The organism is Streptomyces sp. NPDC104309, from assembly GCF_055584025.1.
On the sequence record NZ_JBVJMV010000019.1, the window covers coordinates 17,875 to 30,921 of the forward strand.

A 13,047-nucleotide genomic window follows, 5' to 3' on the forward strand; every position below is an offset into this window, starting at 1 on the left:
TGGTGGTTTTGGCAAATCGACGGGCGCCGGCATCAACAGACCTGGCTCAATAGGCACATGGAGATTGGCGAGCACTGGGCATACCGCGCGAGACCGAAGGAACTGGGCAGCGCGGTTCGCCAGGTAGAGATCGTTCGTGTGGGCGGCCCCGGCAGGACTGGCTGGGTCCACGTGCGGTTCCTCGAAGGCGACGCCGCCGGCCTGCAGGAATGGGTCAATCCCACTTCCCTCGTTGCGCCGTGGGCGAAGGTCGAAACGTTCCGCGCGGACGACAAGGCGGAACTGGCATTGGCCGAGGCATCGCGACACGTGAGAGGCAGCACAGACTTCGAGGCCGCGCGGCTGATCCTCGGGTTCGTCCGACCGAAGAGCAAACTGCGCCTACGACGAGGCGTCCCGGACGCCGGAATTCTGGACATGGGCCGGTTGGATGAGACCGCACCGCTCGTCGGCAGGGACGCCGCGGAACTGCGGGACGACCCTATGGTCTACGAGAACCGCGACGGCCTGTGCCTGGCCGGTTGGCCGGTCACAGAACGCCTCGCCCGTCATGTTGCCGACCGCCTCGCCGACACGATCCTGCCGGAGGTGGACCGCAAGCAGCAGAGCCTGGAGCAGGAACGTGCCCAGTCCTCCTGGTACTCCTACAGCCGCCGGGACGACCGCAAGCTGGACGCGGAAGCGGCCATCCTGAGGGCCGTGCGGGCGTGGTGCGGCGAGGACAAGTCCGAGCGCTACGACGAACTGGTCGCCCTGCGCGCCGAGGTCATCCGGCTCGGGCAATTGGTCGAGCGCGCGGTGACAGCCCTACGCGACCGCGGGCATGGCGTCATCGCCTCCACCATTGAGCGCGACCTTGGCGTCCATATCTCCAGCCTTGGTCCAGACGTTCGTCGCTGAAGTCGCGCCGCCGGTCTGGCTCCGGCTTGGGTGGCGCGACTTCCGCCTGAGACCTCTCCTTCTTCGGTAGCTCCTCCTTCTCCGGCCGCTGTGGGTGCCAGCCGTCGAGAAACGGCCGCAGCTGGTCTCCCGTCGGCTGCGCGTGGAAGTTGTAGCCGGCAAGTCCCCTGCCGCTCATGGTGGGGTCGAGCCGGTCGGCCTCGGCGTTCCCCCACGCCGACCACTCCCGCAGCCTTTCGGCGTCGAGGACGTCGTCGGACGTGACGGCGGCTTCGTCCAGAGCTGCGCAGAAGTCCCTCACCTCCCCCGCAGTTCGCCACTGCTCCAAGGCCGTGCTGAAGCGCTCGGCCCGCACCGCGTCCACGGCCTTGATCGACGCGACGCTGACGGCCGCCTCCCACTCCCGCCGCCGCCGCTCCTTCTCCTCCGCTTCCCGCAGACGGCGCTCTTTCTCCTGCTGCTCCCGCTCCTCGCGCAGTTTTTGCTGCTCCGCTTCCCGCTCCTCCCGCAGCCGCCGCTGCTCAGCCTCGTGCTTCAGCCGAGACCGCTCCTGTTCTTCCGCACGCGCCTTGAGCGCTCGGAAGACCGAACCAATCTGGTCCTCCAGCGGCTTCTTGACGGTGTCGGCCCAGTCCTTGTTCCAGCCGTAGCCCGACTGCTGGGTGAATTGCAGCTCAAGCTCGCCGGACGGCTCAAACCGTTGCGCCGGAGTGACCCGCTGCCAGTCGTAAGTACGTCGGCCCGGCCGCTCGGGCACGTATCTGACCTGTTTCTGCCGCTCGCGGAAGCTGATCTCGTACGTCCTGCCGTGGATGGTGAGAAGGGGTCTCGGCTGCCTGCGTTTCTTGGACACCGCGATCTCGCCATGGCGGACGAGGGCCTGCTCGGCGAGGAGCCGGAGCAGTGAGAGCACCCGGGGGAGGACCTCCTCGGAGATCTCGAAGGCACTGTGGTCCGCGGTGACCGCGGCGATCACGTCCTCAACGTCGGTGATCACACGGCTGCGTGCCAGGCGGATCCGGTTCCACTCGGTGTCGTCCTCGCCGGTCGCCCTGAGCAGGCCGAGGAAGAAGTCACCCTTCGTCCGCCCGCTGTGCCTGAGGTGGTATCCCGCGGGGGCACACTGCCGCGCCGCGTCGAATGCTCTCCGGTAGCGGGCCCGCTCCTCTTCGCTCGGGTTCGGGACGCGGAGGAAACGTCCGGCCTGCTGCACTTCGGCGATCAGGGCAGCTCCGACCTTCGCCGGTGAGGGGCGCGGGGGCTTCGCAGCACGCGCAGGTTTCGTCTCGGATGACGGCGCCGTCTGCCGACCACGGGGAGGGCCAACCTGTGGATTCGGCTCGGGGGCCGTCGAACGCTGCCCGCGCAGAGCCCGCTCCGGCCGATCAGGGTGATGCCCGTGCTCCAGGTAGAAACGCCCGTCATTGGTGATGTCCGCCTGCCACCTCCCGCTCTGCTTCGGCATGGTGATCAGACCCCGCCCCTTGAGGGCGCGAGCGGTGGCAGCAAGTTCCGGGCTGTCTGAGGTGACAGGCTCCGTCCCGTCCCCGATGCGGGTGAGCAGGGCCAGCTGACGATCATTGAGTGGCGACCAACGGTGCATGTTCACGGTCGTACCGTCTGTGCTTGCGTCAGCACAACCCGTATCAGACGATTCTTACGGCGCCTGAGAAGGATTCGGGGGCGAAGGCGCTGACAGCTCCTGGCTGAGGCGTGACGGGCTGCCCGGCTACATCTCCTCTCTCAACCGTGCCCAGGTGTGGGTGTCCAGACTGTCGTGCGGGCCGATGTGGGAGAGTTCGGTGCCATCGCGGCCAAAAGCCACGATCACGGGACGGGCTCCGCGGTTGACTTGCTGGGACGTCCAAGCGGCGACGAGCTTGCGCTGCTCGGGAGCGGCGATCCGGCGGTTGCCGATGAGGATGTGGCCGACGTCCCGCCCGAGATGGACCGCGGCACAGCTGATCCATGGGGCCGTGGCGAAGGAGTGCGGCGGGTCGAGACTGCGGGTGAGGCTGAGCGCGCCCCCGCCGCCGCGGACCTCGATCACGTCGACGTCGGCAGGGTCATCCACCGGACCGCTGCCGCCGCCCACGTACCGCCACTGCTCGTCGTACCACTCCAGAAGCGCGGTGTGCTCACGCGCCCGCGAGGACTTCGGATGCCAGACAATCCAGACCGCCCCGACACCAGCGGTAGTGTCGATATCGGCCGAGATCACCGCCAGAACCCGCCGCGGAATCCATCCCGGTTGCGGCTCCCCACCCTCCAGCACACGCCTCACTACGCCCGGCAGTAGAGATTCCACCCAGCGTCCCACCCACAAAGCCTCTCCCCATGCCCGCATGCGCCTGCGATACCCGGTGCGCCAGGGCATCAAGCCTCAGGTTCCTGGGATAGCGGCTCACAACCATTGGCGCATCGCAGCGATTTGGACGGTCGCTTATCGTCCGATTCCGCTAGCGTCCCGCCCGGTGGCTCCTTCTGTCGGGTACTGTCCCGGGCGCCGGCGGCACGCTGATGTGTCTCGCATGGGTGACCCGCTCGGTTGCCGTGCCCCGACTACAGGCATGGCGGCGCCGCTGGCATCACGTGTCGTGGGGGTGTGCCGGTGAGCTCAGCAGCCCTTGGGCTGAGGCCCGCGGCATGCGAATATTTCAGGTCGCCTGGTCGGTTTGAAGGCGTTCGTTTTCCTCCTCCAGGAGGGCGATGCGCCGTTCCAGCTCCGCTCGGCTGGGCTTGCTTGGCGCCGTTGGTGTCGCGGTTTGGACCCGGGGAGGTTCGCCAGCGAGGCCGATCGGCTCGAACGCAACGATCGCCGAGGGATAATTGCCGCACTCGGGGCACGTGGTAGAGCGAGGCGGCTTGTCGTTCTCCGCATGACACGAGGTCGTAGCAACGTGCCCGCAGTAGAGCCGCACGCGCCACCGCATGATCTCGTGGGGTGGCGTTTTGACCGACTTGATGCGCTTCCACACCTCGCTGAGCCGCTCGTGGTGGGCGACTGCCCGCACGGGGTCTGCGTAGACCTCGTCCAGGTGCTTGGCGACTTGCTCGTGGGCGGCCCGCTGGATGTTCTCCAGGTCCTTCTGCCACCGGTGATCGTGCCGGGTGAGTTCGTACGCCTGAAGCGGCAAGCCATGGCTCTTGTATTCGACGTTACGCATGAGACGCACCGTAGATTCCTGGCGCCGGGGGGCGGGGTGAGGAACGCTTCTGATCGGTTTCAAGCTCGTCCTGACGGCATCAATTCGCAGGTGGTCCTGGGATGGTCGTCAGGGTCTGTCTCTTCGATCACGGTCGGAGCTCGATCAAAAACCGTTTGGACTCCTGACGTGTCGCTCTGTGTGCCTGAACGGCTGGTTGACACCGGGGACTGCGAACCGGACGAGAACGGCCTGTTCTAAGTCGTTACGAATGCAGGACCGGTAGGTCGACCTGGGGCAGCGCTTCGCGGTCCAGCGCTTGGGCTGGCGTCCGAGAGGGCTGTGACTTCAGGCTCCCCGGCAAGACGGAGGAGGCCGCCCCGGTGCTGGGGCCCGGCTGCTTGATCACACGGCGAGGTGCCGCTGGGTGCCCGTCTCGGTAAGCGTCTCGTCGGGCCAGCCGGCAAGCTCGTCGGCTGGCCCCTGGGAGCCGGATTCCCAGGTCGGCTCCCAAACGGCTCCCAAAAGAGCCCTGGAAACCACTCAGGGGCCTGATCCACTAAGTGGATCAGGCCCCTGACCTGGTGTTTCGGCTGTCGGGGTGGCGGGATTTGAACCCACGACCTCTTCGTCCCGAACGAAGCGCGCTGCCAAGCTGCGCTACACCCCGATCGCCGCCGGTGTCCCGGCGACATCGATTACTTTAGCCCACCCGCGCCCGCAGACGAAATCCGGTTTATGTGCCGCTGAGGGCAGGGGAGGGGTGAGGGGGCCGTGGCTGATCAGACACGGGGGGTCAGGGTCAGCAGGGTCGCCTCCGGGGGGCAGGCGAAGCGGACCGGGGTGTAGCGGTTGGTGCCGCAGCCTGCGGAGACGTGGAGGTAGGCGCGGTTGTCCTCGACGGAGTGGGTGGACAGGCCCTTGACCCGGTCCGTGTCCAGATCGCAGTTGGTGACCAGGGCCCCGTAGAAGGGGATGCAGAGCTGGCCGCCGTGGGTGTGACCGGCCAGGATCAGGGGGTAACCGTCCCTTGTGAAGGCGTCGAGGGAGCGCAGATAGGGGGCGTGGACGACGCCGACGGAGAGGTCGGCACCCGTCTCGGGGCCGCCGGACACCTCCGCGTAGCGGTCGCGCTTGATGTGCGGGTCGTCCAGGCCGGTGAAGGCGATCTCCAGGCCGTCGATCTTGAGGCGGCCACGGGTGTTGGACAGCCCCAGCCAGCCCGCCTCGTCGAAGGCGTCGCGCATCGGCTCCCAGGGGTTGTGGACGACGCCGACCGCCGGGGTGTTCCCGTTGAGGCCGTGTCGGCCCTGGGCCTTCTCGAAGAGGTAGCGGGCCGGGTTGCGGAGCTTGGGGCCGTAGTAGTCGTTGGAGCCGAAGACGTACACGCCCGGAAACTCCATCAGCGGACCGAGCGCGTCCAGCAGCTCGGGCACGGCCTCGGGATCCGAGAGGTTGTCGCCGGTGTTCACGACGAAGTCCGGGCGCAGTCCGGCCAGCGACTGCAGCCAGGTGCGCTTCTTGCGCTGGCCGCTCACCATATGGATGTCGGAGACCTGGAGTACGCGCAACGGGCGTGCCCCGTCGGGGAGTACGGGGATGGTGACCCGCCGCAGGCGGAACGAGCGGGCCTCGAATCCGGCGGCGTAGGCGAGGCCGGCCACGCCGACCGCTGCGCCGACTGCCGTGACTTTCAGGGGTACTCCGTAGCGTGCGCGCATGTGCCCATCGTCGCAGACACCGTGCGGCGGGAAGAAAACCGGAGGGCGACGGGCGCCTCGTACCTGCCACAATCAGCACATGACCACGCTCAAGTCCAAGCTCAAGGAAGACCTCACCACGGCCATGAAGGCGCGTGACGAGCTGACCTCGTCCACGCTCCGGCTGACCCTCACCGCCATCACGAAGGAGGAGGTCAGCGGCAAGACGGCGCGTGAGCTCTCCGACGACGAGGTGCAGAAGGTGATCGCCAAGGAGGCCAAGAAGCGCCGTGAGGCGGCCGAGGCCTTCGCCCAGGGCGGCCGGGCCGAGCAGGCCGAGCGCGAGAGGGCCGAGGGCGAGCTGCTCGACGCGTACCTGCCGAAGCAGCTGAGCGACGACGAGCTGGGCGCGATCGTGGCGTCCGCCGTCGAAGAGGCCAGGGCCGCCGGGGCCGAGGGGCCGCGGGCCATGGGCGCCGTCATGAAGATCGTGAATCCGAAGGTGGCGGGGCTCGCGGACGGCGGCCGGGTGGCCGCCGCGGTGAAGAAGCTCCTGGCGGGCTGAGGCAGTGCGCCGTACGGACTACGGACAGGGCTGTACGCGAAAAGGTGGGGCGCCCCGGATCAGGATCGATCCGGGGCGCCCCACCTTCATGCGCGTGTGCCGTACGGGTCAGGGGCCCTGCGTACCGCCGTTGGTCTGACCGCGGTGGCCGCCGTTGTTCCCGCCGATCAGGTCCGGCGGGATGCTGATGCCGGGGAACGGGTTCTTCTTGCCGGGCTTCTTGCCGGGCTTGCTGCCCTCGGCGCCCCGCCTGTCCCTGCCCCTCTCCCTGTCCCTGTGGTCGTTCCTGGGCGGGTCGGGGATGTTGACGGTGTTGAACGCGGGTGCGGGCACTCCATCGAGGGCGCCCGTCATCGCGTCTCGCCAGATGGGTCCGGGGACCTGTCCGCCGTACACCTTGTCCTGGTACACGCCACCGATGGTGATGCGCTCCATCTCGACGCTCTGGGACGGGCTGCCGACCCAGACCGCGCCGGACATGTTCGGCGTGTAGCCGACGAACCAGGCGTTCTTACGAGCGTCGGTCGTACCGGTCTTGCCCGCGTTGTCGCGGCTCTGGAGGCCGGCTTCCTGGCCCGTACCGGAGTCGACCACGCCGCGCAGCAGGGTGTTGACGGTGTCCGCCGTCGTCTGCGACATCGCCAGTGAGCAGGTGGTCTTCGGCACGGGCAGCGAGGTGCCGTCCGCCTTGTTGACCGATTCGATGGCGATCGGCGTGCAGTACGTGCCGCGGTTGGCGAAGGCGGCGTACGCACTGGCCATCGTCAGCGGCGACAGGCCGTTGGACCCGAGGGTCAGCGTGGACGGGTTCTGCGGCAGCTTGGCGCCGTCGCCCTGCACCACACCCAGCTTGTCGGTCATCTGCGAGACCGGACACATGCCGATGTCCTGGAGCATCTGCACGAAGTAGGTGTTGACGGACTTCTCCATCGCCTCCTTCAGCGCGTACGGCCCCTTCTCGGACTCGCTCTCGTTCTCCAGGTGATACTTCGGCACGCCGTCATTGACCCACGGTTTTCCGCAGGACTGCACCGTGTCCGGGTAGTCCATCTCGTAGGGGGACGGGTACATCTGGGTGGCCGGCTTGCCGCCCTCTATGGCCGCCGCGGCGAGGAAGGGCTTGAACGTCGAACCGGTCGGGAAGCCGTAGTTCGAGCCGCCCATGCTCTTGTTGACCGAGTAGTTGTACTGGGTCTCGTTGGGCCCGAAGCCGTACGGCTTGGACTGGCCCATTCCCATGATCTTGCCGGTGCCCGGCTGGACCAGCGTCACGGCCGTCGCGACCTTGTCCGACTTGTAGACGTGGCTCTTGATCGAGTTCTGCACCGACTGCTGGGACTGCGGGTCGAGCGTCGTCCGGACCGTCAGACCGCCCCGGTTCCAGATCTTGGCCCGGTCCTCCTTGGACTTGCCGAAGGCCGGGTCGGTGAGGAAGACGTTGCGTACGTAGTCACAGAAGAAGCCCGCACCGCTGACGGCCGTGATGCAGCCGTTCTTCGGCTTCTTGACCTTCAGCTTGATCGGGTTGGCCTTCGCCTTGTCGGCCTCGGCCTGTGTGATGTCACCGACGTCGGCCATGCGCTGGAGCACGGTGTTGCGCCGCTTGGTCGCCTCCGCCGTGTCATTGACCGGGTCGTAGCGGCTCGGCGACTGCACGATGCCGGCCAGCAGCGCGGCCTCCTCCAGCGTCAGGTCCTTCGCCGGCTTGGAGAAGTAGCGCTGGGAGGCGGCTTCGACGCCGTATGCCTGCTGCCCGAAAAAGGTGATGTTCAGGTAGTTCGCCAGGATCCGCGTCTTGCCGAGCTTCTCCTCGACCTGGATCGCGTACTTCAGCTCCTGGATCTTGCGGCCCATGGTCTGCTGAGTGGCCTGCGCGACCTTGTCCGGGTCGTCGCCGGCCTCCTCGATGAAGACGTTCTTCACGTACTGCTGCGTGAGGGTCGAGGCGCCCTCCGCGGCCCCGCCCGTCTGCACATTGCGGTTCAGTGCGCGCAGGATGCCCTTGAGGTCGATCGCCCCGTGCTCGTAGAAGCGGGCGTCCTCGATCGCCACGATCGCCTTCTGCATGTACGGCGAGATGTCCTTCAGCTTGACCACCGTGCGGTCGCGCGAGTACACCGTGGCGATCATTCCGCCCTTGCTGTCCAGGATCGTGGTGCGCTGGCTCAGCGGCGGAGTCTGGAGATTGGCCGGGATCTCGTCGAATCCCTGGACAGTTCCCTTGGTGGCGAGCCCCAGGGCTCCGGCGGCCGGCAGCGCGATGCCCGCGAGCACAACTCCGGAAAGTGCGGCGACACCGAGGAACTTGGCGGCCTGCTGGGTCGTCGTGAGACCCCCGCCCGAGCGCTTCTTTGGCATGGGGGCAGCCTACGTTCTCATTCGCCGGACACACGTATATGCCTTGGCCTAAGCTGCTCTCAACTGTCACAGCAGTCCCGTTGCGCATCAACCCCCGTGCACGATCCGGCCACACGTTCAGGCGCTCCCGAAATCGCCTCCTGTGTCATCGAACGTCCGTTGTGATCCAGGAAATCTGTCCCAAATTCAGGGGGATAGTCGCGCATGTCCTCCCCTCACTCCCCTGGGTGATCTGCCGCATACGCATAGTCCGTTCGGGCCATCCAAGATTGGGCCCGAAGGGGGTGTTGTGCTGTCGCCGCCTTCCGTAACGTCCTCAACTGGCAGCGGTGAATATGCCGCTACCGCCGTGGGGGAGCCTCGATTCGGGAGAGGACGGCGCCGTGATGGGCTGGGTGACCGACTGGAGTGCGCAGGCAGCCTGCCGCACTACTGATCCGGATGAACTGTTCGTACAAGGGGCAGCGCAGAACAGGGCCAAGGCGGTGTGCACCGGATGCCCGGTGCGGACCGAGTGCCTGGCCGACGCGCTGGACAATCGCGTCGAGTTCGGCGTGTGGGGCGGAATGACGGAGCGGGAGCGCCGCGCACTGCTGCGCAGGCGGCCCACCGTCACGTCCTGGCGCCGGCTGCTGGAGACCGCGCGCAGCGAGTACGAGCAGTCTGCGGGCATCCTGCCCGTGGCGATCGGACTGGACGACGACGAACTCCACGAGAGGTACGCCGCGGTGGGATAGGGCGAACGGGCGGCTACGCAGCTCCGGCCGGGGCGGAACCGGTCGCGAGCCGGTCCCCGATGGCCCGGAGACCGGCGAGGTCATGTACATCACCGGGCAGCGCGGCCACTTCGGTCACGGCGACCTCGGGATGCAGCGCGGTGAAGCGGTCGCGAGTACGCCGTTCGCGCGCGACTACCTGCATACGTTCCGCGTGCAGCCGCAACAGGCCTGCGGTCAGGTGCTCGACGGAAGCGGCCTCGGGAGAAGCTCCGGAAGCCGGTTCAGGATCTTTTTCCGGATCCGTTTCCGAATCCGCTTCCGGATCCTTTTCGGAGTCTCGGGTCGTTTCGGGGGCCAACTCGCGGTCATCGATGTCTTTGTGGGCGGCAGCGGGGGTGGCTACGGCTTCGGGAGAGGCTACCGACCAGTCGGCCGGGTCACGAAGTCCAGCCTTCCCGGTCGCCTGATCCACAATGCCGACCCCGTCAAGATTTTCTGCGGCTGCCAGGGCGCGCTCGGCGGAGAGCCGGGCGGCGTCGCTGCCGTGGACACGGTTGAGAACCAGACCGGCCAGCGGCATCTCCTCCGCGGCCAGCCGTTCCACGAAGTACGCCGCCTCGCGCAGCGCGTCCTGCTCCGGTGTCGCGACGACGAGGAACGCCGTACCGGGCGCCTGCAGCAGTTTGTACGTGGCGTCGGCCCGGGTGCGGAAGCCGCCGAACATGGTGTCCATCGCCGCCACGAACGTCTGCACGTCGCGCAGGAACTGACCGCCGAGCAGCTTGCCGAGGGTGCCGGTCATCATCGACATGCCCACGTTGAGGAACTTCATCCCGGCCCGGCCGCCCATCTTCGCCGGGGCCATCAGCAGCTTGATGAACTTTCCGTCCAGGAACGAACCGAGCCGCTTGGGCGCGTCCAGGAAGTCCAGCGCGGAGCGCGACGGCGGGGTGTCGACGATGATCAGGTCCCACTCGTTGCGCGCGCGCAGCTGGCCGAGCTTCTCCATCGCCATGTACTCCTGCGTGCCCGCGAAACCGGCCGACAGGGACTGGTAGAAGGGGTTCTCCAGGATCGCGCGGGCCCGCTCGCCGTCCGCGTGCGCCTCGACGATCTCGTCGAAGGTCCGCTTCATGTCGAGCATCATGGCGTGCAGTTCCCCGGCGCCCTCGCCCGCGATGCCCGGCACCCGGCGCGGGATGTTGTCCAGCGAGTCGATGCCCATGGACTGGGCGAGCCTGCGGGCCGGGTCGATGGTGAGGACGACGACCTTACGGCCTCGCTCGGCCGCCCGAACGCCCAGCGCCGCGGCGGTCGTGGTCTTGCCCACCCCGCCGGAACCGCAGCACACGACGATCCGGATCCCGGGGTCGTCGAGCAATGCGTCGGTGTCCAGTACGGGAGTGGGTGAGGGGCCCTGGGCGGTGGATGTGGTGGCGGCCCTGGCCTTGTTCATGGCGCCGGCGGTGGTGGTTGCGGCGCTGTCCGTTCCGGTGGTCTTGTCCACAGATGCGGTCATAAGTGTGGACATAGGTGTGAATGTGGGCGGGACCGTGCTCTTGACCCCGCTCGTGTCCGTGACCCTGTCCGCGAACACAGACGTGCCCGTGCCTGTGGTAGTGACCTCGGTAGCGGCCGAGTCCGGGGATGTGTCTATGCCTGTGGCAGTGGTTGCGGCCGAATCGGTGCCGGTGCCGGTGCCCGTGGTTGTGCCGATGCCGGCACCTGCACTCGTGCCCTGTGTCACGTACCCACCCCTTGTCCCGGCCCTTGTCCCGCCCCGTCACCCACGCCCTGCTTGCGCAGTTCGGTCGCCAGGTCGTAGAGCCCGGCGGGGTCCATCCCCTCGCCGATCAGGGGGAGTTCGTACCCCGGCAGCTCCAGACCCGAGAGCACCGCACGTTGCTCGCGCTCCAGCTCGACCCGCTGGGCATGCTCGGCGGCCTGCTCGACCAGAGGGCGCACGAGCCCCGCGGAGCCGGTCACGCCTGCTCGCGTCAGCGCCTTGGCGATCTCCTTACGGCGGCCCCCGGCCGCGGTGCGCAGCGTGTCCTCGTCCAGCAGATGCGGTCGCACCATGTTCACGATGACCCGGCCGACCGGCAGTTCGGCGGCCCGGAGCTCCGCGATGCCGTCCGCGGTCTCCTGGACGGGCATCTCCTCAAGCAGTGTCACCAGATGGACCGCGGTCTCGGGGGACTTCAGCACCCGCATCACGGCCTGTGCCTGATTGTGTATCGGGCCGATCCGGGCCAGCCCCGCCACCTCGTCATTGACGTTGAGGAAGCGCGTGATGCGCCCGGTGGGCGGGGCGTCCATGATCACGTAGTCGTAGATGTACCGGTTCTGCTTGTCCTTGCGGCGTACGGCCTCGCAGGCCTTGCCGGTCAGCAGTACATCCCGTACGCCGGGCGCGATGGTCGTGGCGAAGTCGATCGCACCGAGCTTCTTGAGCGCCCGGCCCGCGCTGCCGAGCTTGTAGAACATCTGGAGGTAGTCGAGAAGGGCGCGCTCCGCGTCGATCGCGAGGGCATACACCTCGCCGCCCCCCGGCGCGACGGCGATCTTGCGCTCCTCGTACGGAAGGGACTCCGTCTCGAAGAGCTGGGCGATGCCCTGCCTGCCCTCGACCTCCACGAGGAGGGTGCGCCTGCCCTCAGTCGCGAGGGCGAGCGCGAGCGCGGCGGCGACCGTGGTCTTACCGGTACCACCCTTGCCGCTGACGACCTGGAACCTGCTCACGTATTCGAGCCTAACCAGTCGGGCCACGGGCTACGCACGAGGCTGTGCGTGCCAGGCATTACAGTCGGGCCATGACCAAGTGGGAATACGCGACCGTGCCCCTTCTCGTGCACGCGACGAAGCAGATTCTGGACACCTGGGGCGAGGACGGCTGGGAGCTGGTCCAGGTCGTTCCCGGCCCGAACAACCCCGAGCAGCTCGTGGCCTACCTGAAGCGGGAGAAGGCGTAGTGGCGGGCTCCGTAGAGGCGAAGCTCGCCGAGCTCGGGCTGACGCTGCCGGACGTCGTACCGCCGCTGGCCTCGTACCAGCCGGCCGTGCAGTCCGGGGTGTACGTGTACACCTCCGGCCAGCTGCCGATGGTGGACGGCAAGCTCGCGGTCACCGGCAAGGTCGGTGCGGAGGTCACACCCGACGAGGCCAAGGAGCTGGCGAAGACCTGCGCGCTCAACGCGCTGGCCGCCGTGAAGTCCGTCGCGGGCGACCTGGACCGGATCGCGCGTGTGGTGAAGGTCGTGGGCTTCGTCGCCTCGGCCGCCGACTTCACCGGGCAGCCTGCCGTGATCAACGGTGCCAGCGAGCTGCTGGGCGCGGTCCTCGGCGACAAGGGCGTGCACGCGCGCAGCGCGGTGGGCGTCGCGGTGCTGCCGCTGGACGCACCGGTGGAGGTCGAGGTCCAGGTCGAGCTGGTCGGGGCCTGACGCGGCGGGACCTGATGCGCAACTGTCGCGGCCGGGCCTGAGGTCTGAGTTCTGAGCTCTGCGCCTGCCGCGGCCGTTGGCCTGCGAGCCGTACGTCGGCTGTGTCGCCGGGCGTGTGGGCCGTACGCCTGCTGAGTGTCCGCTGTCGGCTCTTCGATCCCGTCCGGTCGTCACGACCGGGCGGGATCAGGTGTGTACAAGGCATGTACGGATCAAC

Annotated in this window: 12 protein-coding genes and 1 tRNA gene; 5 read left to right on the forward strand and 8 right to left on the reverse strand. The window is 67.8% G+C overall.

Annotated features, from left to right (window positions below; genetic code table 11):
- Positions 1-57 precede the first annotated feature (57 nt).
- Positions 58-900 carry a PE-PGRS family protein gene (locus ACZ68L_RS26090; RefSeq protein ID WP_469580915.1) on the forward strand — a complete coding sequence of 281 codons (843 nt, stop codon included), beginning with the start codon at positions 58-60 and terminating at the stop codon, positions 898-900.
- Here the strand turns inward: ACZ68L_RS26090 and ACZ68L_RS26095 are convergent.
- The 5 genes from ACZ68L_RS26095 to ACZ68L_RS26115 form a co-directional block, all read right to left on the reverse strand.
- On the reverse strand, positions 830-2,503 hold the full coding sequence (locus ACZ68L_RS26095) for a PE-PGRS family protein (protein WP_469581251.1): 1,674 nt from the start codon (positions 2,501-2,503) through the stop codon (positions 830-832). The two genes, ACZ68L_RS26090 and ACZ68L_RS26095, sit on opposite strands and share 71 nt — an antisense overlap.
- A gap of 126 nt (positions 2,504-2,629) precedes the next feature.
- Positions 2,630-3,121 carry a hypothetical protein gene (locus tag ACZ68L_RS26100; RefSeq protein WP_469580917.1) on the reverse strand — a complete coding sequence of 164 codons (492 nt, stop codon included), beginning with the start codon at positions 3,119-3,121 and terminating at the stop codon, positions 2,630-2,632.
- A 436-nt stretch (positions 3,122-3,557) separates the two neighbouring features.
- Positions 3,558-4,067, reverse strand: coding sequence for a hypothetical protein (locus tag ACZ68L_RS26105; protein WP_469580920.1), 510 nt, complete (start codon positions 4,065-4,067; stop codon positions 3,558-3,560).
- A 575-nt stretch (positions 4,068-4,642) separates the two neighbouring features.
- Positions 4,643-4,716: transfer RNA gene (locus tag ACZ68L_RS26110), tRNA-Pro, on the reverse strand.
- 112 nt (positions 4,717-4,828) lie between these two features.
- Complete coding sequence (locus ACZ68L_RS26115; RefSeq protein WP_469580922.1) at positions 4,829-5,767, reverse strand: metallophosphoesterase; 939 nt, start codon at positions 5,765-5,767, stop codon at positions 4,829-4,831.
- A 79-nt stretch (positions 5,768-5,846) separates the two neighbouring features.
- Here ACZ68L_RS26115 and ACZ68L_RS26120 point away from each other — a divergent pair, with 79 nt between their 5' ends.
- A complete protein-coding gene (locus ACZ68L_RS26120; RefSeq protein WP_469580925.1) occupies positions 5,847-6,311 on the forward strand; it encodes a GatB/YqeY domain-containing protein in 465 nt (154 codons plus the stop codon).
- A gap of 108 nt (positions 6,312-6,419) precedes the next feature.
- On the opposite strand, the gene ACZ68L_RS26125 is transcribed toward ACZ68L_RS26120, so the two are convergent.
- Positions 6,420-8,669 (reverse strand): transglycosylase domain-containing protein, encoded by a 2,250-nt coding sequence (locus ACZ68L_RS26125; protein ID WP_469580928.1) that lies wholly within the window; start codon positions 8,667-8,669, stop codon positions 6,420-6,422.
- Positions 8,670-9,055: 386 nt separating this feature from the next.
- Between ACZ68L_RS26125 and ACZ68L_RS26130 the strand changes: the two genes are divergently transcribed.
- Positions 9,056-9,406, forward strand: a complete 351-nt coding sequence (locus ACZ68L_RS26130) for a WhiB family transcriptional regulator (RefSeq protein WP_187438703.1) — start codon at positions 9,056-9,058, stop codon at positions 9,404-9,406.
- 13 nt (positions 9,407-9,419) lie between these two features.
- On the opposite strand, the gene bagB is transcribed toward ACZ68L_RS26130, so the two are convergent.
- Positions 9,420-10,844, reverse strand: coding sequence for an ATPase BagB (bagB, locus tag ACZ68L_RS26135; protein WP_469581254.1), 1,425 nt, complete (start codon positions 10,842-10,844; stop codon positions 9,420-9,422).
- A gap of 287 nt (positions 10,845-11,131) precedes the next feature.
- Positions 11,132-12,130: an ATPase BagA gene (bagA, locus tag ACZ68L_RS26140; protein WP_469580930.1), complete on the reverse strand. Its 999-nt coding sequence runs from the start codon at positions 12,128-12,130 to the stop codon at positions 11,132-11,134.
- Positions 12,131-12,201: 71 nt separating this feature from the next.
- On the opposite strand from bagA, the gene ACZ68L_RS26145 reads away from it, so the two are divergent.
- Complete coding sequence (locus ACZ68L_RS26145) at positions 12,202-12,360, forward strand: DUF4177 domain-containing protein (protein WP_003967454.1); 159 nt, start codon at positions 12,202-12,204, stop codon at positions 12,358-12,360.
- The gene (locus ACZ68L_RS26150; RefSeq protein WP_351077161.1) at positions 12,360-12,830 is read left to right on the forward strand and encodes a RidA family protein; all 471 of its coding nucleotides are present in this window, start codon (positions 12,360-12,362) and stop codon (positions 12,828-12,830) included. Before ACZ68L_RS26145 ends, ACZ68L_RS26150 begins: the two co-directional genes overlap by 1 nt.
- Positions 12,831-13,047 lie beyond the last annotated feature (217 nt).

Excerpts from the sequence above, each read along its gene's own strand:
- ACZ68L_RS26090 (WP_469580915.1), top strand. The coding sequence starts at position 58 with ATGGAGATTGGCGAGCACTGGGCATACCGCGCGAGACCGAAGGAACTG.
- ACZ68L_RS26095 (WP_469581251.1), bottom strand. The coding sequence starts at position 2,503 with ATGCACCGTTGGTCGCCACTCAATGATCGTCAGCTGGCCCTGCTCACC.
- ACZ68L_RS26105 (WP_469580920.1), bottom strand. The coding sequence starts at position 4,067 with ATGCGTAACGTCGAATACAAGAGCCATGGCTTGCCGCTTCAGGCGTAC.
- ACZ68L_RS26115 (WP_469580922.1), bottom strand. The coding sequence starts at position 5,767 with ATGCGCGCACGCTACGGAGTACCCCTGAAAGTCACGGCAGTCGGCGCA.
- ACZ68L_RS26120 (WP_469580925.1), top strand. The coding sequence starts at position 5,847 with ATGACCACGCTCAAGTCCAAGCTCAAGGAAGACCTCACCACGGCCATG.
- ACZ68L_RS26125 (WP_469580928.1), bottom strand. The coding sequence starts at position 8,669 with ATGCCAAAGAAGCGCTCGGGCGGGGGTCTCACGACGACCCAGCAGGCC.
- ACZ68L_RS26130 (WP_187438703.1), top strand. The coding sequence starts at position 9,056 with ATGGGCTGGGTGACCGACTGGAGTGCGCAGGCAGCCTGCCGCACTACT.
- bagB (WP_469581254.1), bottom strand. The coding sequence starts at position 10,844 with ATGAACAAGGCCAGGGCCGCCACCACATCCACCGCCCAGGGCCCCTCA.
- ACZ68L_RS26145 (WP_003967454.1), top strand. The coding sequence starts at position 12,202 with ATGACCAAGTGGGAATACGCGACCGTGCCCCTTCTCGTGCACGCGACG.